Origin of the sequence: Streptomyces sp. NPDC057486 (genome assembly GCF_042802415.1) — a bacterium.
GTDB classification, from domain to species: Bacteria; Actinomycetota; Actinomycetes; order Streptomycetales; family Streptomycetaceae; genus Streptomyces; species Streptomyces yanii.
This window is the reverse complement of the sequence record NZ_JBHVEE010000117.1, coordinates 1-20,255: the sequence shown is the minus strand read 5'-3', so window position 1 is coordinate 20,255 and position 20,255 is coordinate 1. Positions and strand designations below refer to the sequence as shown.

General features: G+C 70.0%; 14 protein-coding genes. 8 read left to right on the top strand and 6 right to left on the bottom strand.

What is annotated here, in order from left to right; genetic code table 11:
* The first annotated feature begins 1 nt into the window (after position 1).
* Positions 2-3,091: a glycoside hydrolase family 3 N-terminal domain-containing protein gene (locus ACFU6I_RS36735; RefSeq protein WP_384375130.1), complete on the top strand. Its 3,090-nt coding sequence runs from the start codon at positions 2-4 to the stop codon at positions 3,089-3,091.
* 109 nt (positions 3,092-3,200) lie between these two features.
* Here the strand turns inward: ACFU6I_RS36735 and ACFU6I_RS36730 are convergent, their stop codons facing one another.
* Together ACFU6I_RS36730 and ACFU6I_RS36725 are read right to left on the bottom strand one after the other, a co-directional pair.
* Entirely contained in the window at positions 3,201-3,722 is a 522-nt protein-coding gene (locus tag ACFU6I_RS36730; RefSeq protein ID WP_384375127.1) for an SRPBCC family protein, read from the bottom strand.
* A 53-nt stretch (positions 3,723-3,775) separates the two neighbouring features.
* On the bottom strand, positions 3,776-4,810 hold the full coding sequence (locus ACFU6I_RS36725) for a medium chain dehydrogenase/reductase family protein (protein WP_384375124.1): 1,035 nt from the start codon (positions 4,808-4,810) through the stop codon (positions 3,776-3,778).
* Between the two features lie 178 nt (positions 4,811-4,988).
* Here ACFU6I_RS36725 and ACFU6I_RS36720 point away from each other — a divergent pair, with 178 nt between their 5' ends.
* Together ACFU6I_RS36720 and ACFU6I_RS36715 are read left to right on the top strand one after the other, a co-directional pair.
* On the top strand, positions 4,989-5,642 hold the full coding sequence (locus ACFU6I_RS36720; RefSeq protein WP_384375121.1) for a TetR/AcrR family transcriptional regulator: 654 nt from the start codon (positions 4,989-4,991) through the stop codon (positions 5,640-5,642).
* 174 nt (positions 5,643-5,816) lie between these two features.
* Entirely contained in the window at positions 5,817-7,172 is a 1,356-nt protein-coding gene (locus ACFU6I_RS36715; protein ID WP_384375118.1) for a hypothetical protein, read from the top strand.
* Between the two features lie 165 nt (positions 7,173-7,337).
* On the opposite strand, the gene ACFU6I_RS36710 is transcribed toward ACFU6I_RS36715, so the two are convergent.
* From ACFU6I_RS36710 to ACFU6I_RS36700, 3 genes are all read right to left on the bottom strand, one after another.
* Entirely contained in the window at positions 7,338-7,511 is a 174-nt protein-coding gene (locus tag ACFU6I_RS36710) for a hypothetical protein (RefSeq protein ID WP_376339856.1), read from the bottom strand.
* Between the two features lie 239 nt (positions 7,512-7,750).
* Entirely contained in the window at positions 7,751-8,395 is a 645-nt protein-coding gene (locus ACFU6I_RS36705; protein ID WP_384375115.1) for a class I SAM-dependent methyltransferase, read from the bottom strand.
* A 128-nt stretch (positions 8,396-8,523) separates the two neighbouring features.
* Complete coding sequence (locus ACFU6I_RS36700) at positions 8,524-9,141, bottom strand: YceI family protein (protein ID WP_384375112.1); 618 nt, start codon at positions 9,139-9,141, stop codon at positions 8,524-8,526.
* Between the two features lie 225 nt (positions 9,142-9,366).
* Between ACFU6I_RS36700 and ACFU6I_RS36695 the strand changes: the two genes are divergently transcribed.
* Entirely contained in the window at positions 9,367-9,891 is a 525-nt protein-coding gene (locus tag ACFU6I_RS36695; protein ID WP_384375109.1) for a hypothetical protein, read from the top strand.
* A 68-nt stretch (positions 9,892-9,959) separates the two neighbouring features.
* Here ACFU6I_RS36695 and ACFU6I_RS36690 read toward each other — a convergent pair whose 3' ends face one another.
* The gene (locus ACFU6I_RS36690; protein WP_384375106.1) at positions 9,960-11,186 is read right to left on the bottom strand and encodes a glycoside hydrolase family 64 protein; all 1,227 of its coding nucleotides are present in this window, start codon (positions 11,184-11,186) and stop codon (positions 9,960-9,962) included.
* A 349-nt stretch (positions 11,187-11,535) separates the two neighbouring features.
* On the opposite strand from ACFU6I_RS36690, the gene ACFU6I_RS36685 reads away from it, so the two are divergent.
* From ACFU6I_RS36685 to ACFU6I_RS36670, 4 genes are all read left to right on the top strand, one after another.
* Positions 11,536-15,408, top strand: a complete 3,873-nt coding sequence (locus ACFU6I_RS36685) for an endo-alpha-N-acetylgalactosaminidase family protein (RefSeq protein ID WP_384375103.1) — start codon at positions 11,536-11,538, stop codon at positions 15,406-15,408.
* Positions 15,409-15,541: 133 nt separating this feature from the next.
* Complete coding sequence (locus tag ACFU6I_RS36680) at positions 15,542-17,881, top strand: polysaccharide lyase 8 family protein (RefSeq protein WP_384375100.1); 2,340 nt, start codon at positions 15,542-15,544, stop codon at positions 17,879-17,881.
* 482 nt (positions 17,882-18,363) lie between these two features.
* Positions 18,364-19,947 carry an acyl-CoA carboxylase subunit beta gene (locus ACFU6I_RS36675; RefSeq protein ID WP_384039734.1) on the top strand — a complete coding sequence of 528 codons (1,584 nt, stop codon included), beginning with the start codon at positions 18,364-18,366 and terminating at the stop codon, positions 19,945-19,947.
* Positions 19,948-20,009: 62 nt separating this feature from the next.
* Positions 20,010-20,213 carry an acyl-CoA carboxylase subunit epsilon gene (locus ACFU6I_RS36670; RefSeq protein ID WP_266981129.1) on the top strand — a complete coding sequence of 68 codons (204 nt, stop codon included), beginning with the start codon at positions 20,010-20,012 and terminating at the stop codon, positions 20,211-20,213.
* Positions 20,214-20,255 lie beyond the last annotated feature (42 nt).

Here is a 20,255-nt window from a genome sequence, read left to right as displayed (position 1 = left end):
AATGCCCTCACGCACCCGCCGGCACAGCCGTTACCGGGCCGGACCGACGACAGCGGCGCTCGCCGCCGTCACCGTCCTGGCCGGCCTGCTCGCCGGAGCCGTCCCGAGCGCCACCGCGGCGACGGCGGACGACCCGGCACCTGTCCTCGTCGACCGCTTCGAGGGCGAGGTCCCGTTCGCCAACCAGCCTGCCGACGGCATCTTCACCTGGGGCGGCGACTCCGACGACCCGCCCACCCTGGCCCTCAAGGAGCGTGCCGACGCCCCCGAGGGCGCCAAGGTCCTCGAGGGCACGTACGACATCAGCGGTTACGGCGGACTCAGCCACGACTTCGCCGCCGACCAGCCCGCCCACGACTGGTCGGCCCACAAGGGCATCCGCTTCTGGTGGTACGGGCAGAACACCGCGCCGCTGCCGCCCGGTTCGGGCAGGAGGATCAACTTCGAGATCAAGGACGGCGGCGCCCACGGCGAGGCATCCGAGCTGTGGACCACGTCGTTCACCGACGACTGGGAGGGCTGGCACCAGGTCGAGATCCCGTTCACCGACTTCGTGTACCGCACCGACTACCAGCCCGTCGGCGGCATCGACCAGGTCCTCGGCCTGGACCGGATGTGGGGCTACGCCGTCACACTGCCGACCGGCGCCCCCGGCTCGTTCGCCATGGACGGCGTGGAGCTGTACGGGAAGGCCGATGCCGCACTGAAGGCGAGCGTCGTCACGGACTCGGCCGTCCATACGGTGAAGGAGGGCGGCACTGCTGACATCGATGTCTCGGTCGCCACCACCGGCTCCGTACCGATCGAGGAACCCGTCACCGTCGCGTACGAGACGAAGGGCGGCAGCGCCGAGGCCGGCACGGACTACACGCCGGTCAGCGGCACGTACACCTTCCCGGCCGGCACCGCGTCCGGGACCTCGCACCGGATCCCGGTCGCCACCAGGAAGGACGGCGCCGCCGAGTCCGCCGAGACGATCCCGCTCGAACTCACCGTGACCGGCGCCAAGCCGCCGAAGGAGAACCCGCAGGTCGTCATCGACGCCCACGGCCTCCTGTACCTCGACCCGAAGCTTCCGGTGAAGAAGCGCGTCGCCGACCTCCTGTCCCGGATGTCGCCCGCCGAGAAGGCCGGCCAGATGACCCAGGCCGAGCGCAACGCGCTGAAGTCGCAGGGGGACATCGCCACGTACGACCTCGGCTCGCTGCTCTCCGGCGGCGGCTCCGTACCCACGCCGAACACGCCCGAGGCCTGGGCGAGGACGGTCGACTCCTACCAACTCCGGGCGCGGGCGACCCGCTTCCAGATCCCGCTGATCTACGGCGTGGACGCGGTGCACGGGCACAACAACGTCATCGGCTCGACGATCATGCCGCACAACATCGGCATCGGCGCCGGCCGCGACCCGAAGCTCGCCGAGGCGACCGGCGCGGTCACCGCGAGCGAGGTCCGCGCGACCGGTATCCCGTGGGACTTCGCGCCCTGCCTCTGTGTGACCCGCGACGAGCGCTGGGGCCGTTCCTACGAGTCGTACGGTGAGGATCCGGCACTCGTCGAGTCCATGGAGACGGTCATCCAGGGCATGCAGGGCAGCGCGTCCGGCAAGGACCTGGACCGCAACGACAAGGTCCTGGCCACGGCCAAGCACTACGTCGGCGACGGCGGTACGGAATTCGGGTCGTCCACCACCGGTTCGTACACCATCGACCAGGGCGTCACGAAGGTCACCCGGAAGGAGCTCGAAGCGGTCCACCTCGCCCCGTTCGACGAGGCCGTCAAGCGCGGTGTCGGCACGGTCATGCCGTCGTACTCCTCGCTGGACATCCTCGGCGACGACGAGGGCCCGGTGAAGATGCACGCCAACGCCGAGATGATCAACGGCGTGCTCAAGGACCGGATGGGCTTCAAGGGCTTCGTCATCAGCGACTGGCAGGCCATCGACCAGATCCCGGGCGACTACGCGAGCGACGTCCGTACGTCGGTCAACGCCGGACTCGACATGATCATGGTCCCGACGGCGTACCGGGACTTCACCAGGACGCTTCAGGACGAGGTCACCGCGGGCCGGATCAGCCGGACCCGGATCGACGACGCGGTGACCCGCATCCTGACCCAGAAGTTCCAGCTCGGTCTCTTCGAGAAACCGTACGCGGACACCACGAACATCGGCCGGGTCGGCTCGGCCGCCCACCGTGCGGTGGCCCGTGAGGCGGTGGCCAAGTCGCAGGTCCTGCTGAAGAACGACGGTGCGGTGCTGCCGCTCAAGGCCTCTCAGAAGGTGTACGTCGCCGGATCCAACGCCGACGACATCGGCAACCAGGCCGGCGGCTGGACCGTCAGCTGGCAGGGCTCGTCCGGAAAGATCACCACGGGTACGACGATCCTGGACGGCATCAGGAAGGACGCAGCCTCGGCCACGTACTCCAAGGACGCCTCCGCCTCCACGGACGGCTACGACGTCGGAGTCGTGGTCGTCGGCGAGACCCCGTACGCCGAAGGCATCGGTGACGTCGGCAACGGCAACGACCTGGAGCTCACCGCCGCCGACAAGGCCGCGATCGACAAGGTCTGCGCCGCGATGAAGTGCGCGGTCCTGGTCGTGTCCGGCCGCCCGCAGCTCATCGGCGACCGGCTCGGCGACATCGACGCACTCGTCGCGTCGTGGCTGCCCGGCACCGAGGGCGACGGGGTGGCGGACGTGCTGTACGGGAAGCGCGCCTTCACCGGACAACTGCCGGTCACCTGGCCGAAGTCCGAGTCGCAGCTGCCGATCAACGTCGGCGACGCGACGTACGACCCGCAGTTCCCGTACGGCTGGGGACTGACCACGCTGAAGAAGGCCCCGGCCGGCGGCGAACCGACTCTCACCGCGCTCACGGTCGCCGCGCAGGTCGCGGAGAAGGCCGGGCTGGGCAGGACCGCTGCGGGGAAGGCGATCGTCGACCGGGCCAGGCTGCTCGTGCAGCAGAGGACCGGCGGGAACCCGACCGCGGCGGTGTCCAAGCCGTTCGCGGACGCGGACCACCTGCTGCTCACCGGCGATCTGACCGGGGCGCTGGCCGAGCTGAAGGCGGCGTACCGGGCCGCCTGAGGCGCACAGGAGTTGGGCGGGGCTTTCAGGGGCACAGAGACCCTGAAGGGCCCGCCCATGCCTGTGGATTCACGCCGGTGGCCGGGCGGTCAGGACTCCGCCCGCACGGTCAGTTCTCGGCCTCTGCCTTCAGGTTGTGGAGCCAGGCGTCCAGTGAGGCATCCAATGCCGCCTGGAGCGCGGGGACATCGGCCTCGACAGGCGCTCCGGCCCAGGACTCCTCGGTGTGGACGTGCACGCCGTCCCGGCGCGGGGTGAAGGTCCACACGTGGACCGCGGTGATGCCCTGGGCCGGCCCGCCCCACGCGATACGGCGGTGCGGCGAGACCTGCTTGACGGTGGAGTCGATGTCGCTCAGGCCGTGCACCGACCAGCGGAAGACGGAGCCGGCCCGCAGCGGGCCGGGGGTCAGTTCGACCGCCTCGGTGACATCGGGCTGCCAGGTCGGCCAGGCCTCGACGTCGGTCTGGATCTTCCAGATCCTGTTCAGCGGCGCGTGGATGACGATGTCGTCACGGGTGATGACCGGGGCCCGGTCGTCGATCTCCACGGGGAGGTGGGAGCCGCCCGACATGCCGATCGCGAACGTGACGGGCAGGGCAACGGCCTTGGCGAGAAGGGAGACGAGCACGGTGGCACTCCTTGTGCGCGGTGACGGGGCGGTCGGGTGGTGGCGGACAAGGGCTACGGGACGAGGACGACCTTGCCGGCGACCGTGCCCGACTCGGCCAGGCGCAGCGCTTCGCCGGCGCGGGCGAGGGGGAGTTCGGCGGCGACCCGGGCGGTGATCTCGCCGCGCTGCAGCGCCGTGAACACCTGGGTGAGGTCGGTGCGCAGCCGGGACCGGAAACGGTTCTTGGAGAAGGCGCGGCCGGCCCAGACGTTGAAGAAATATGCGCGGCGGCCGTTGGGCAGCCAGTTCCACAGCCACACCTGGCCCAGGAGCTTGAGTACGGGCCACTGCCCCGAGCCCTCGTCGTCACGGGTGGCGGCGCTGCCGTAGGAGACGAGGGTGCCGCCGGGGGCCAGCAGCCGCCAGGAGTCGACGACGCTGCGGCCGCCGACGTGGTCGAACACGGCGTCCACCCCTTCGGGGGCGAGTTCCCGGACACGAGCAGGGACGTCGCCGCCCCGGTAGTCGACGGGGGACACGCCGAGAGCGCGCAGCGCGGTGTGGTGGCGGGCGGAGGCGGTGCCGATGACCCGGACGCCGGCGCCGAGGGCCAGTTGGATGAGTATCGATCCGACTCCGCCGTTGGCCCCGTGGACGAGGACGGTCTGTCCGGCGCGTACGCGCGCCTTGCGGTGCAGCATCTGCCAGGCGGTGATGCCGTTGACGACCGCGGTCTCGGCCTCCGCAGCGCCCAGACCGGCAGGCACCTCGACCACGTCGGCGGCGTCGAGCACCACGTGGCTGGCCCAGCTGCCGGTCTTGGTCAGGGCGGCCACCTGCTTGCCGAGCAGGTCGGGGCCGACGCCTTCGCCGACGGCGAGCACGCTCCCGACCAGGTCGTATCCGGGGACGAAGGGGAACGGCGGCTGGTCGTAGTACCGGCCACGGCGCATCTGCTGCTCGGCGAAGGACACCCCGGTCGCCTCCATGCCGATCAGGACCTGTCCCGCGGCCGGCGTGGGTACCGGCTGCCCGTAGCGGATCTCCAGCCCCTCCGGCTCGACCTTGCCCGGCAGGACGACCTCGACGCGCTCGACGGTGCTCATCACGACCTCCATTGTGTTTTAGGCTCTCACTTCTGTTAGGACCTGTAACTAGAGTGAATTCTTCTCTGGTCCGTGTCAAGCGTGTGGTTCGTTCGATCGTGATGAGGTGTGCCGTAAGTGATAACTTCTAACCATCCGGGTGATGCGGTGACGAGTAAGGAAGTGAGAGGTGACGCCCATGGCCGGGAGTACGGCGACCCCCCGAGAGCGGTATCGGCAGCAGGTGCGCGCGGAGGTCAAGGAGCGGGCCTGGGAGCAGATCGCGGGCGTGGGCGCGTCAGCGCTCTCCCTGAACGCGATCGCCAAGCAGATGGGCATGAGCGGACCGGCCCTGTACCGGTACTTCGCAGGCCGCGACGAGCTGATCACCGAACTCATCAAGGACGCGTACCGCAGCCTCGCCGACACCTTCCGAGGTGCCGCCGACCTCGACCTCTCCGGCCTGGCACAGGCACTGCGCCGCTGGGCCCTGGAGGACCCGCACCGCTACTTCCTCATCTACGGCACGCCGGTACCCGGTTACGAGGCACCGCAGGAGGTCACAGCGATCGCGTCGGAGATCATGTCGTCGCTGCTCGACGCCTGTATCGCTGCCGGCCCGGAGGAACCCCCGACAGACGAGCAAGCCGTCCTGGACGCGTATGTGGAGGGCCACCGCGCCTGGGCCGCCGGCCACCCGACCGCTCGACCCGCGACCCTGCGCCGCGCCCTGGCCTTCTGGAGTCGCCTCCATGGCCTGCTCTCCCTGGAGCTGGCCGGCCACTTCGCCGGAATGGACCTGGACCCGGAGTTGCTCTTCGAGGCCGAGGTGGGCAGTCTCTTCCCCCGCTGAACGGTCCTGGGCCCGGTCCGTACGAGGTGGCGGACGACCTCACGATCGTTGCGGCGGGGGATTCGCGAGGGCCGCGGCCGACGCTCGCGCCCATGTGCCCTTGGGAGTTCAGCGGAAACCAGGCCCACCCGGGAGGGTGGAGCAATTGTCGCCCACCTGGGTTAGCTTCGATATATGCGGAACAGGCTGTTCCTCACCCTGCTGGCCGGCCTGCTGCTGATTCTGTCGGCAGCCGCGCCGGCCATGGCTCTGACCGCGCAGAACGCCACGACGATCAACGACGTGGCCCAGGCTCTCCGTCAGGGACCGGTGTACGTCGATCCGGCAGCGGCGGACCAGCTGTCCGCGGGCCGGGCCGACGCCCTGGCCAAGAAGATCAAGGACGCCGACAAGCCGGTCTTCGTGGCGGTGCTGCCGCGGACCTCCACGTTTCCCGAGGCCACGGTGTTGCGGACGCTGCGCAACGACACAGGGATCACCGGCGTCTACGGAATCCGCCTCGGCGACACGTTCAAGCTGGGCGCGGACCGGTCGGTCATGTCCGTCGCGGCCCGTCAGAATCTCTCCGCGGCGCTGCAGGCCCCCGGCACGAATGCCGACGCCGCGACCCAGCTCACCGTCTTCGTCGACCAGGCCGTCGCCCAGGCGCGCGGCCACGCCCCCGCCTCCTGGAGCGGCGGTTCGACCGGGACGGGCTCCGGCGTGACGGCACTGATCGCCGTCGGCGCGATCGCCGTGATCGGCGGCGGGGCCGCGTACACGATCGTCCGCCGCAACCGCCGCCGCGAGGCGGAGGAGGAACGGGCGGCGCTCGACAAGCTCCGGGTCGTCGTGGACGAGGACATCACCGCATACGGCGAGACCCTCGACCGCCTCGACTTCCACCCGGCGGAGGCGGGCGCAGACGACGCGATGCGCGCGGACTACGAGCGGGCACTCGACTCGTACGAGAGCGCCAAGTCGGCCATGGACAAGGCCCGGCACCCCTCCGACGTGCGCGGGGTCACCCGGGCTCTGGAGGACGGCCGCTTCTCCCTGGCCGTCCTGGAGGCCCGCCGCACCGGCCGCCCTCTCCCGGACCGCCGCCCCCCGTGCTTCTTCGACCCGCGCCACGGCCCTTCGGTGGCCGACGCGATGTGGACCCCGTCCGGCGGCACGCCCCGTGAGGTCCCGGTCTGCGGCGCGGACGAGATCCGGCTGCGCGACGGCGAGGACCCGCTGAGCCGCACGGTGGACACCGGCGACGGCGGCCGTCGCCCGTACTGGGAGGCGGGTCCGGCATACGGTCCCTGGGCGGGCGGCTACTTCGGCGGCGGCATCCTTCCCGGCCTGCTGGTCGGCACCCTGCTCGGTTCGATGCTCTCGTCCCCGGCCTACGCGGCGGACTACGGCGGCGGCGACTTCGCCGGTGGCGACTACTCCGGCTCCGACTTCGACGCGTCCGATTTCGGCGGCGGGGGAGACGGCGGAGGGTTCGGTGGGGGTGGCGATTTCGGCGGTGGCGGCGATTTCGGTGGCGGCGGCTTCTGAGAGTCACTGCCGCGCACCGGCCGGCTCCGTCGGCCACCGCGCAGCAGAGGGCGCCCGCACAGCCGCTTCGCCGCGGTCGCGGGCGCCCTTGCATTCGCTGGAGTCAGCGTCCTGCCCGAGCCCGGCCTTCGGGGCTCGGGCAGCGCATCAGCGGGGGAGCCGTTGCTACAGGTTCTGGTCGATCTGCATCTCCCGGACCCTGTCGTCACGGTGCGTCTTGTCATTCTTGATGGTGTACGTCGTCGCCGGGCCGGTGCCGCTGACCTTGGTGATCTCGCCCTGGCACTTCTTGTTGTTCTCGTCCCGGTACTCCACGCGCTGACCCTCGTTGTGCTGCATTGACTTCTCCACTTCTCGGTGTCGATCGGCAAGGGCCGCCCGGCTCTTCAGCCCGGGGCCTGCCCGTCCGGCGCCCGCCTCTCGTTGCGGTGCGCTATGTCAGATCACACCGAGTGCGGGCAGCCAGCGACTCCAGAGAGCCCAATGGGGTCATCTTCCGGGCGAATCCTGTGTTGTTCCCCGTGTCCCCTTGCGAGCGGGACGGCGGACGGTAATCCGATGCCGCTGCCGTTCGGCGGTTACGAATTCCTCGGCTTGCGCACCAGGAGGCAGGCCCCGGGAGCCCGCCCGCTTTCCACCAGTGTGGCGTGCACCACGAGCCCGGCGCGGATCGCCAACTCGGCGATGCGGTCGGGCGGCAACAGGTAGACGTCGAGGGTCATGGCGTGGCCGCCGTACCCCTCCTCCTTGCGCCGTCGTTCGTCGCCGACATGGAAGCCGAGCAGCAGGTGGCCCCCGGGGGCCAGCACCCGGTGGAACTCCTCGAACACCGTCGGCAGCACCTCCGGTGGCGTGTGGATGATCGAGTACCAGGCGACGACGCCGTCGAGTTCGCCGTCCGCCAGCTCCAGGGCCGTCATCGTCCCGACGTCGAACCGGAGGCCGGGGTGGTCCCGCCGGGCGACGTCGACCATTCCCGGCGACAGCTCCACGCCGAATGCCTCCAGGCCGAGGGAGTGAAGATGTGCCGTCACGTGGCCGGGTCCGCATCCCACATCGGCGACCGGGCCGCCACCGGCGGCCCGCACGAGTTCGGCGAATGCGCCCAGCATCGCGCGCCCCAGCAGATCGCCCTCGAACGCGGGGCGCACGAGCTCGGCGTAGTCGACGGCAACGGTGTCGTACGACGCCCGGGTTTCGCGCAGGTGGGACGGTTCGGCCATGCCGCGGATCCTATTGGTCCCGGCCCGGACGGCGTCAGAGTCGCGACGGAAGGAAATGCCGAGCGCCCGCCTTCCTCCCCGGCGGGGGGACGGAGGGCGGGCGCGCTCGGGTCGGAGGACTTCCGGGATCAGGCCTGCGGAGCGGCCTTGATCGCGGAGATGTCGAAGTTCAGCTTGACCTTGTCGCTGACCATCACGCCACCGGTCTCCAGCGCCGCGTTCCAGGTCAGGCCCCAGTCGGAGCGGAGGATGTCCGCGCTGCCCTCGAAGCCGACGCGCTCGTTGCCGTAGACATCGGTGGCGGAGCCGTTGAACTCCAGGTCGATGGCGAGCGGACGCGTGACGTCCTTGATGGTGAGGTCGCCGGTGATCCGGTACGTGTCGCCGCCGAGCTGCTCGGCCTGCGTGGAGCGGAACGTCATGAGGGGGAACTTCTCGGCGTCGAAGAAGTCGCCGCTGACCAGGTGGCCGTCACGGTCGGAGATACCGGTGTCGACGCTGGCGATCTTGACGTCGATGGAGGCGGCCGACTTCCTCGGGTCCGCGCCGTCCAGCGTCAGGCTGCCCTCGTGCTCCCCGAAGGAACCACGCACGTTGGTGACCATGGCGTGACGCACGGTGAAGCCGATGCTGCTGTGGGCCGGGTCGATGGCGTACTCGCCGGTCAGGGCAGCCAGGGCCGGGTCCACGGCGACGGTGGCGGGCGTGGACGGGGTGGCGGTGGACTTGCGGTTGAACAGAGCCATGGCTCCTCCTCGGGGGACGTGATCGAGCGGTGGTCGAAGTGGATGTTTAACCTTCAACGAGATTGACTGTAGACGCATCTTGTTCAAAGTTCAACATCAAGCATCCGATTCTTTTCAGGAAGGGCGACGTTCACCTCGCGGTCACGCGAGGCCCTCTGGCGGACGCGCGTAGAGCTCGGGCACTATCTCCTTGCCCCAGTTGTCATGAGCAGGAGGAGTCCCCCCATGGTGTCCCGTATGACGCTGCGCCCCGTCCTGACCGCCCTCGTCCTCGTCCTCGGTGCCCTCTTCGCCCCCGGAGTCGGAGCCCTCGGCAGCGGCGCCACCGAGGCGCACGCCGTCACCAAGCTCACGCACGCACAGGCGACGTCGATGTTCCGCGCGTCCGGCATCACCTGGTCGTCCTCGGGCGGCTGCTCCGACCGGAACAACCCCACCTGCACCTCGTTCGAGCAGTTGAACCAGGCCACCGCGCAGGGCGCCCAGACCCTCAGGAGTGCCACGGGCTGTGCCCTCAACATCACCGGCGGCACCGAGACCGGGCACGCCAGTGGTACGTACTCGCACTGGAACGGTTACAAGCTCGACTTCGGCAAGTCCACCTGTCTCACCAACTACGTCCACGGTGTCTTCAGCTACATAGGGCTCCGCGGTGACGGTGCCCCCCAGTACAAGTCCGCCTCCGGGAACATCTACGCGGACGAGGGCAACCACTGGGACGTGACGTACTACAACTGCGGCGGCTGCTGAGCCCGTACGCGAGGGTGCCCCCTGTCCGGCGACCGGACGGGGGGCACCCGCAGTTCTCCGCCGGGGCCTCAGGACCCCACGCTCACCGTGAACCGCCGCGGGTTGCCGTCGTTCGCCGCGCCCGAGACGTCCGGCTGCCCGTCGGGACGGACATCGTCGTACGGGAACGCGTACCCGATCGGGGTGTTCGCGTGCACCACGCGCGACCAGTGGTTCGTCACCGCACCCCGGTAGTAGTCCGCCGTCGTCGTGCCGTTCGGCTGGTCCGCGCGGGAGAGCATGATGGATCGGTTGAAGCCCGCGGCCAGGCGCGCCAGCAGCGCCTTCTTGTCGTCCGAGTCGCCCGGGTTGTTGGTGAACGGTCCGTGGTTGCAGGTGAAGATGTCCTTCGACGCCGGCTTGGTGAACGTGTGGCCGCCGTCGAAGGTCAGGGTGTCGCCGCTGACCCGGCCGGTCCGTACGCCCCGCCCGCCCTGGAGATCGATCCGCAGATCCGTACTCCGGTACTTCTCCCAGACCTGGTCGACCTGCGCGGTGAACAGGTCCCGGAAGGGCATCTGGTCAGGCCGGTCGAAGTACGGCGCCATCAGGTTCTGCGGCGAGAACACCCGCAGCGCGCTTCCGTCCGCGCCGCGTGTCACCAGTTCGTCCCACGGCTGCCCGTCGGTGGCCGCCTGAGCGGTCAGGCCGTCGGCGATCCGCTGCACGGCGCCGTTCGGCAGCGGTGCGACCGTGTGCGTCGAGTCGCCCTCCAGTGTCAGGCCGATCGGGAGCGCGGTGACCAGGTCGACGTAGCTGATGTTCGCGTACAGCTGCTGCGGGTCGAAGGTGAACTCGCAGAACGACCAGGTGCGCCCGTAGTTCGCGTCGGTGGATGTCGCGAACGCCGGCTCGACCAGTGCGGGACCGGGGTTCAGGAAGAAATCCAGCGTGTCGTCGCGTACGAAATAGACGCGGGCGCCGTACATCTGAGGAAGCGTCAGTACCACGGGCCCGGCGCCCGCCGCCTTCAGCGGGATGGAGCAATCGACCGGGAGCGGCGTCTGCGGTGCGGCGGGGGAGTCGGGGCGGTGGACGCTGCCGTCGGCCCGCAGCAGTATCCAGCGGTCGGTGCCCTGTTCGTGCCCGGTGACATAGGCATGAACCGTGCCCGGCAACGACCGGTTCTCCAGGGCCAGTTCGCAGGTGGCGGCCGCGGCCGACGCGTGGGGGCCGAGGGTGGTTCCCCAGGTGGGGCAGGTGAGCGCGGTCGCGGTGGCGGCGGCGCCTGTCAGGAACAGTCTGCGCGAGATCACGGGGGGACTCCTGAGGTGTGGGGGGCCGCGGACGGGGCGATCGTGCGGTCAGGTGGTGCCGGGGGCGTCCGCGGTGCGCACCACTCTTGCGACGACTGCGACAAGCGTCAAGACTTGTAGCTGAGAGCGCTCTCAGAATGGAGACTTCTTCACAACTCGACGTGATGGAGCGGTGGTTGGCGGATCACTCCGGCGCAGATGTCGGTGCGACGGTCAGGAAGTGAACGCTGCACCCGTCTCCACCTGCACACTGTCCACTTGGACTTACGCATCGCGGTTGTTGGACTGGAGGGCCCCGGGGGGCCGTACGTCGTTGACGGTGCGCCGACACGGGGACTACTCAGAGCACATGTCGCGAAGATTCACTTCGGCGGGCGCTGCAGCCGCCGCCTCAGCCGCCGTCCTGGCGCTCGTGGGGACCGCACTCCCCGCCGCAGCCGCCACCCTGTCACCCGCCGCAGTCGGCACGGCCGTCCCCGCGGACGCCGCCGTCATCGGATCGCAGCAGCTCTCGGTCGCTGTCGCCGACGACTTCCCGCGCGTCCTGTCGTACACCGACCGGGCCAGTGGCAACCAGCTGTCCGGCTCCACGAAACCGGTCACCGAGGTCACCCTCAACGGCACCGCGCACGCCGTGAAGCTCAAGGCCGCGCCCGAGGTCACCGACACGGCCGCCCGGTACACGCTGACCTTCCCCGATCTGCCCGGCGTCGAGATCGACGCCTCGCTCTCGGTCTCCGGGCGCGCCACCACCTTCAAGGTGACGGCCGTCCGCGACACCGAGGCGTTCCGGGTCGGCACCATCGACATCCCCGGCCACGACCTGGTCTCCGTCGGCTCCGCCGACACCGGCGCCGCCACCGCGTTCACCCGGCTCGACACGAACTCCACGCGGACCGCCGACGTCTTCGCCAAGGTCACCGCGGACACCGCCGCCGACAAGGCGCCGGTCGGTGCCTCGTACGCGATCGTCAACACCGGCTCGCTCGCGGCGGCCGTCGAGTCCAACTCCTCGTACGACAAGCCGTCCGGCGCCACCGGCGGCGACGGCGCCCGGTTCTGGCACCAGGCACGCAAGGCCGACGACGGCAGCGTCCGGGTCGGTGTCTGGTCCGGGCAGTGGACCTACCGCGGCGCCGGAGCACCGGAGCCGGCGAGCGGGGAAAACCTCCCCTGGGCCAAGGTCGTCGTCACGCCCGACGCCAACGGCGACAAGACCGTCGACTGGCAGGACGGCGCGGTCGCGTTCCGCACCATCGGCGTGATCACTCCCGGCGGCGACGACGCCGCGGACCGGGTCATCACCCACATTCCGTTCAACTTCGCCAGCCAGGCCACCCACCCCTTCCTGCGGACCCTCGACGACGTCAAGCGGGTCTCGCTGTCCACGGACGGTCTCGGGCAGAGGGCGATCCTCAAGGGGTACGCCTCCGAGGGGCACGACTCCGCCCACCCCGACTACGGCGGCAACTACAACAAGCGCGCCGGCGGGTTGAAGGACCTCAACGAGCTCCTCAAGGACGGCAAGAAGTGGGGCGCCACCTTCGGCGTCCACGTCAACGCCACCGAGGCGTACGCGGAGGCCAACGCCTTCGACGAGAAGCTCGTCGACAAGACCAGGCCCGGCTGGAACTGGCTCGGCCAGAGCTACTACATCGACCAGCGCCGCGACATCAACAGCGGCGACCTGGCCAAGCGCTTCCAGCAACTGCGCGACGAAACCGACCGCAACCTGAGCTTCCTCTACATCGACGTCTACTACACGCACGGCTGGATCGCCGACAAGACCCTCCAGACCTTGCAGAAGCAGGGCTGGAACGTCGGCAGCGAGTGGTCCGACAAGTTCGAGCGCGGCACGCTCTGGTCCCACTGGGCCAACGACCTCGACTACGGCGGCGCCGCCAACAAGGGCCTCAACTCGCAGATCATCCGGTTCATCCGGAACAGCGAGAAGGACGTCTGGAACAACAACCCGGTCCTCGGCCAGACCGCCATCAGCGAATTCGAGGGCTGGACCGGCGAGACCGACTGGAACGCCTTCTACGACAACATCTGGCAGCGCAACCTGCCGGCCAAGTACCTCCAGCACCAGAAGATCATCCGCTGGGACGGCAACGACATCACCTTCACCGGTGATGTCCGGGGCACCGTCGAGGACGGCAAGCGGACCTTCTACGACCACGGCCGCAAGGTGCTGAGCGGCACCGACTACCTGCTTCCGTGGGACGGCGGGAAGAAGCTCTACCACTACAGCAAGTCCGGTGGTACGAGCAGCTGGGCCGTGCCGTCCACGGGGGAGTACACCGTCTACAGGCTCACCGACAACGGCCGGGTCAAGGCCGGCACGGTCAAGCCCGTCGGCGGGAGGATCACGCTGACGGCCGAGGCCGGACAGCCGTACGTCCTCTACCCGGACGAGGCGCCGAAGGCCGCCGACACCAAGTGGGGCGAGGGCACCCCGGTCGGCGACCCCGGCTTCAACGACAACAGGCTCGACGCCTGGTCGAAGACCGGCACCGTCGCCCGCGACACCGACGGCCGGGGCCGCAACAGCGCCAAGCTCTCCGGCACCGGCACGGCGGCACTCTCGCAGCGCATCTCCGGCCTCACGCCCGGCAAGCGCTACACCGCGTCCGCGCTCATCGAGGTCCAGCCCGGAAAGACCCGGCACACGACACTCTCGGCCGGCGGGAAGTCCGTCGTCGTGGACCGCTCCACGGCCAAGGACTACGTCGCCGCGTCCGACTGGCACGGCACGTACTTCCAGCGCGCCAAGGTGAACTTCACCGCGCCCGCGAGCGGCCGCACCACCTTCCGTATCGAAGCGGCCGGGGGCAGCACGGCGAGCGTGCGGGCCGATGACGTACGTATCGTCGCCAACGCCCCGGCGACGAAGGAGAACACCGTCGTCCACGAGGACTTCGAGGACGTCGACCAGGGCTGGGGCCCCTTCCTCAAGGGCGACGCGGGCGGTTCCACCGACCCCCGCACCGTCATCTCCCAGCTGCACGCCCCGTACACCCAGGCCGGCTGGAACGGGAAGCTCGTCGACGACGTCATCGGCGGCAAGGAGTCTCTCAAGGCACACGAGGAGAACGGCGGGCTCGTCTACCGGACCGCGCCCTGGACCGTGCCGATGGCCGACGGCCACCGCTACAAGGTCGAGTACGACTACCAGTCCAGCCACGCCGGCGCCTACGAGTGGGTCGACGGGTACGACCGGATCGCGGCCGACGGCACCCCGGACTCGGTCGAGACCCGCACCACGGCGATCGGTCAGCAGCGCACCACGGGACACTTCTCCGAGACCGTCACGGCGGGCTGCGGCGACACCTGGACCGGGCTGCGCAAGCGTGGCGACGCACCCGACGGTGCCGACTTCGTCCTGGACGGGTTCACCGTGACCGACCTCGGCGCCGCCCCGGCCGGTGAGATGGCCGCCTGCGGAACGCTCAGCGTCGACCCGGCCGCGGAGACCCTGGAGCCGGGCGTCGCAGGCCTCGTCGAGGCGAGCTTCACCAACTACGAGGCGACGGCGGTCACCGGCGTCTCGGTGGGCCTCACCGTCCCGGACGGCTGGAAGGCGGAGCCCGTGGGCGCGGTCACCTTCGACTCGGTCGCGGCGGGCGCCAAGGCCACCGCCGGCTGGCGGGTCACTCCGCCGGTGGACGCCAAGTACCAGACGTACAACCTGAGTTCCGAGGTGTCCTACACGGTCGGCGGCGCGAAGCGGACCCTCGGCGCGCAGACGTCCGTACGGACACTGCCGCCGCCGCCCACTACGGACAGCTGGGCCAGCGACCTGGACTGGACCGCTGCCAGCAACGGCTGGGGACCGGTCGAGCGTGACATCTCCAACGGTGAGACGGGTGCCGGCGACGGTTCCCCGCTGACGATCGGTGGCACCGTCTACGCCAAGGGCCTGGGCAGCCACGCCCCCGCGAAGATCCGCTACTACCTGGGCGGCCAGTGCACCTCGTTCACCGCCGAGGTCGGCGTGGACGATGTCCAGAAGAGCGCGGGCAGCGTGCAGTTCAGCGTCACGGCCGACGGCACGGAGAAGGTGAAGTCACCGGTGCTGAGGGCGGCCGACACCGCCTGGTCGCTCACGGCGGACGTCACCGGAGCGAAGTACGTCGAGCTGGTCGTCGGGGACGGCGGCGACGGCAACGGAAACGACCACGCGGACTGGGGCAACGCGCGGTTCCACTGCGGGAGCTGACCGGGCGACCGGTGAGCAATGAGCGGTGAGGGGGGCGGGGCCGGTTTCGGCCCCGCCCCCTTCCCGTTCCCACGGGCGCGTGCTAAACCGGCGGGCGCCCGGTCCACACCACTGAGGTTCCGGAGGTCTTGCTGTGTCACTCCTGCCCGCCTGGTCCCGCCGTGTCTTTCTGGCCACCAGTACCGCCACCGCACTCGGCCTGGCCCTCCCCGGACAGGCCCACGCTGCCGCACCCGCCGACGAGTTCGACACCCTCCGGCTGCGCTGGGTCGACCTCGCCCTCGGCACCGGATACGACGCCGCCGCCGAGCCCTACGCCTCTCGGCTCGCCGAGACCGGTGGACTCGCCGCGGGGTTCCGCGCCACCATGGCCCCCGCCGCGGCCTCCCTCTGGGCCGACCGCCCCTTCGACCCGCCGACCGGCATCACCGCGAGCTACAGCCGCCTGTGGACGATGACCCAGGCCTACGCCCAGCAGGGCACCGGCCACACCGGTGACACCGCGCTCCTCGCCGACATCGTCCGAGGCCTCGACCACCTCGCCGCGACGATCTACAACCCCGCCACCACCCGGTACGGCAACTGGTGGGAATGGCAGATCGGCAGCCCGCGCCTCCTCATGGACATCGTCGCCGTCCTCCACGACCACCTCACCGAGGAACAGCGGCAGGCCGCCTGCGCCGCGGTGGACCACTTCATCCCCGACGCCATGCTCGGGGACTACAGCGGCACGTCCACCGGCGCCAACCGCGTCGACCTCTGCCGTTCCGTCGCCCTGCGCGGCATCCTCGGCCGCGACCCCGTGAAGACCGCCCTGGCCCGCGACGCCCTCTCGCCCGTCTTCCCGTACGTGACGAAGGGGGACGGCCTCTACGCCGACGGGTCGTTCGTCCAGCACACCTGGGTCGCCTACTCGGGAACGTACGGGCAGGTCATGCTCGACGGCCTCGGCCGGCTCTTCGCGCTGCTCGCCGGGTCCAGCTGGGCCGTCACCGACCCCAACCGGCAGATCATCCTCGACAGTGTCGAGCACGCCTACGCGCCGCTCATCCACGACGGTCTGATGATGGACAGCGTCAACGGCCGGGCCATCAGCCGGGGGCTGCTCAAGAGCGACGAGCGCAAGGTCATGCGGAGCGACCATTTCCACGGGCAGGGGCTGATCGCCGCCATCGCGCTCCTCGCCGGTGGCGCCTCGGCCGCCGAGCGCGACCGGTGGAACGCCATGGTGAAGGGGTGGATCGAACGGGACACCGTCACCCCGATCCTCACCGCGCCGCAGTTCGGCGTCGCCGATCTGTCCCGGCTGGCAGCCGTCGCCGCCGACACCGTCCCCGCCGCCCCCGAACCCGTCGGGCACACGCTCTTCACCGCCATGGACCGGGCCGTGCACCGTCGCCCCGGCTGGGTCGCCAACCTCTCCATGGCATCGGAGCGGATCAGCTCGTACGAATGCGGCAACGGGGAGAACCCGCGCGGCTGGCACACCGGGGCCGGGATGCTCTACTGGTGGCAGGGGCGTTCGGGAGGCGACCAGTACACCGACTGGTTCTGGCCGACCGTCGACTGGTACCGCCTGCCCGGCACCACCGTCTCGACCAAGCGCCTCGCCGACCGCGCGGGCGGCGAATGGGGCGAACCACGGCCCGCCGTCCAGTGGGTCGGCGGCACGCACGACGGTGAGTTCGCCGCCGTCGGACAGCACGTCAAGGGCCTGGGATCCACCCTGCAGGCCCGCAAGTCCTGGTTCTGCGCCGCCGATACGATCATCTGTCTCGGCGCCGGTATCAGCGCCGCCGACGGGGTCCCGGTCGAGACGATCGTCGACAACCGCAACCTCGGTCCGGAACCCTCCGCCGCGTTCACCCTCGACGGCGGGGACCGTCCGCGCTGGGCGCACCTCGACGGCCACGGCGGATGGGTGCTGCCCGGCGGCGCCGCCCTGCGGACGCTGCGGGAGGCCAGGACCGGAGCCTGGTCCGACATCAACACCACGAGTTCCACCGAGCAGCGGACCCGCCACTGGCAGACCCTCTGGCTCGACCACGGCACCGACCCCACCGACGCCACGTACCTCTATCTGCTGATGCCGGGCGCCTCCCGCCGCACGCTCGCCGCCCGCGCGGCGGACCGGCAGTGGCTGACCGTCCTGGCCAACACCGCGGACCGGCAGGGTGTCGCCGTCCGTTCGCTGGGGCTGACCGCCGCCAACTTCTGGCAGCCGGGCGCGGCGGGCCCGCTCTCCGTCACGGCCCCGGCGAGCGTGCTCGTACGGGAGCGGCGTCACTCGACGACGGTGTGCGTGAGCGGACCCGACCGGAGTGGGACGCCGGTGGACGTGGTGTGGGAGCGTCCGGTGCGCGAGGTCGTCTCGGCCGACCCGGGGATCGAGGTGCGCGCCACCGGCCGCCGCCTGGTCCTGCGGGTCACACCGGGTAGGGCAGGCGCTAGCCTGCGCTGTGAGGTCCGCTAGTGCTGCGACCGGAAAGGTTCACCGGCTCGCGACGCCCGGCACGGCACCTCGCTGCGTTGTCGCATCGCCCGAGTACGTCCGGTACGAGGGCGATCCTCCGCCTTGCGATGCACCGCACCGGACGCCGCGAGCTTCCCGGCAAACCTTTCCGGTCGCAGCACCAGGGCTTTTCCTCCGGATCCCGCCGGGCTCCCTGATCCAGCCCGATCCGAAGGAGGAATGGCCCGGAAGGCCCTGGGCCGACGGGTCCGGACCGCCTCTCCTGCGTGCGGTACGCACAAACGGCCCACACGCCCGGGGTGACGGGATTGTGCCGTACACCACAGTCCCGCTTTGTGGAGCTCCTACAAAGCGGGACCGCATTCCCCTGGTGGTTTGCCTGCATGGGGCAGGGGTTCTGTTCGGCTCCACCAGGAAACGGGTCAGGAGACTGTACGGAGTCGACGGCAGGATTTTCTTGGTCGGGTTCGTAGGGTCGATACATGACCGTTGTGGACGAAACCCCGGGCGAGCCGAGTGACACCCGTGGCCGGGTGGCCGAACTGCTGGCGCTGCGCGAGCAGGCCCGGCGCGGACCGAGCGACCGGGCGACCGAGGCCCAGCACGCCAAGGGCAAGCTGACGGCGCGTGAGCGCATCGAGCTGCTCCTGGACCCGGATTCGTTCAAGGAGGTCGAGCAGCTGCGCCGCCACCGGGCGACCGGGTTCGGCCTGGAGGAGAAGAAGCCGTACACCGACGGTGTCATCACCGGCTGGGGCACGGTCGAGGGCCGCACGGTCTTCGTCTACGCACACGATTTCCGGATCTTCGGCGGCGCACTGGGCGAGGCCCACGCCACCAAGATCCACAAGATCATGGACATGGCGATCTCGGCGGGCGCCCCGCTGGTCTCGCTGAACGACGGCGCCGGCGCCCGTATCCAGGAGGGCGTCAGCGCGCTCGCCGGCTACGGCGGCATCTTCCAGCGCAACACGCGCGCCTCCGGCGTCATCCCGCAGATCTCCGTGATGCTCGGCCCGTGCGCGGGCGGCGCGGCCTACAGCCCCGCCCTCACCGACTTCGTCTTCATGGTCCGCGAGACCTCCCAGATGTTCATCACCGGACCGGACGTCGTGAAGGCGGTCACCGGTGAGGAGATCTCGCAGAACGGTCTGGGCGGCGCCGATGTGCACGCCGAGACCTCGGGCGTCGCGCACTTCGCGTACGACGACGAGGAGACCTGTATCGCCGAGGTGCGGTACCTGCTGTCGATGCTCCCGTCCAACAACCGGGAGAACCCGCCCACCGTGGCGAGCGACGACCCGGCCGACCGGCGCGGCGACGTCCTGCTCGACCTCGTGCCGGCCGACGGCAACCGCCCGTACGACATGCACAAGGTCATCGAGGAGCTCGTCGACGACGGCGACTACCTGGAGATCCACGAGCGCTGGGCCCGCAACATCATCTGCGCCCTGGCCCGGCTCGACGGCCAGGTCGTCGGCATCGTGGCCAACCAGCCGCAGTCCCTCGCGGGTGTCCTGGACATCGAGGCGTCGGAGAAGGCGGCCCGCTTCGTTCAGATGTGTGATGCATTCAACATTCCCATCATCACTCTTTTGGACGTACCCGGCTTCCTGCCCGGCGTCGATCAGGAGCACGGTGGAATCATTCGGCACGGTGCGAAGCTGCTCTACGCGTACTGCAACGCCACGGTGCCGAGGATCTCGTTGATCCTGCGCAAGGCCTACGGCGGTGCGTACATCGTGATGGACAGCCAGTCCATCGGGGCGGACCTGACCTACGCCTGGCCCACCAACGAGATCGCCGTGATGGGCGCCGAAGGTGCCGCCAACGTCATCTTCCGTCGGCAGATCGCCGACGCCGAGGACCCGGAGGCCATGCGGATCCGCATGGTCAAGGAATACAAGTCCGAACTGATGCATCCGTACTACGCCGCCGAGCGCGGCCTGGTCGACGACGTCATCGACCCTGCCGAGACCCGCGAGGTACTGATCGCCTCGCTCGCGATGCTCCGGTCCAAGCACGCCGATCTGCCGTCCCGCAAGCACGGGAACCCCCCGCAGTAACCGCGGCTGCCGCACCATCCCGCACAGTCCGCCACATACTGCCGAAAGACGGAGACACCACCATGAGCGCTGTTCCTGCCGAGTCCGTGCTGCGCGTCGAGAAGGGTCTTGCCGACCCCGAGGAGCTGGCCGCCATAACCGCGGTCCTGCTCGCCCGCGCCGCGGCCACGTCCGCCGCCCCGGCCCACAGGGGCCGTACCTCCGCGGGCTGGCGCCGTCTGGAGCGCACCCCGGGCTTCCGGGCCCCGCACTCCTGGCAGGGCTGAGAGCCCCTGTCCTCGATCGCCGGACGGGCTTGGAAACAAGCC

Bases quoted from the DNA above. Each gene is read 5' to 3' on its own strand.
- ACFU6I_RS36710 (WP_376339856.1), bottom strand. From the start codon at position 7,511: ATGCAGCACAACGAGGGTCAGCGCGTGGAGTACCGGGACGAGAACAAC.
- ACFU6I_RS36715 (WP_384375118.1), top strand. From the start codon at position 5,817: ATGCGGAACAGGCTGTTCCTCACCCTGCTGGCCGGCCTGCTGCTGATT.
- ACFU6I_RS36720 (WP_384375121.1), top strand. From the start codon at position 4,989: ATGGCCGGGAGTACGGCGACCCCCCGAGAGCGGTATCGGCAGCAGGTG.
- ACFU6I_RS36675 (WP_384039734.1), top strand. From the start codon at position 18,364: ATGACCGTTGTGGACGAAACCCCGGGCGAGCCGAGTGACACCCGTGGC.
- ACFU6I_RS36695 (WP_384375109.1), top strand. From the start codon at position 9,367: ATGGTGTCCCGTATGACGCTGCGCCCCGTCCTGACCGCCCTCGTCCTC.
- ACFU6I_RS36670 (WP_266981129.1), top strand. From the start codon at position 20,010: ATGAGCGCTGTTCCTGCCGAGTCCGTGCTGCGCGTCGAGAAGGGTCTT.
- ACFU6I_RS36735 (WP_384375130.1), top strand. From the start codon at position 2: ATGCCCTCACGCACCCGCCGGCACAGCCGTTACCGGGCCGGACCGACG.
- ACFU6I_RS36685 (WP_384375103.1), top strand. From the start codon at position 11,536: ATGTCGCGAAGATTCACTTCGGCGGGCGCTGCAGCCGCCGCCTCAGCC.
- ACFU6I_RS36705 (WP_384375115.1), bottom strand. From the start codon at position 8,395: ATGGCCGAACCGTCCCACCTGCGCGAAACCCGGGCGTCGTACGACACC.
- ACFU6I_RS36700 (WP_384375112.1), bottom strand. From the start codon at position 9,141: ATGGCTCTGTTCAACCGCAAGTCCACCGCCACCCCGTCCACGCCCGCC.
- ACFU6I_RS36725 (WP_384375124.1), bottom strand. From the start codon at position 4,810: ATGAGCACCGTCGAGCGCGTCGAGGTCGTCCTGCCGGGCAAGGTCGAG.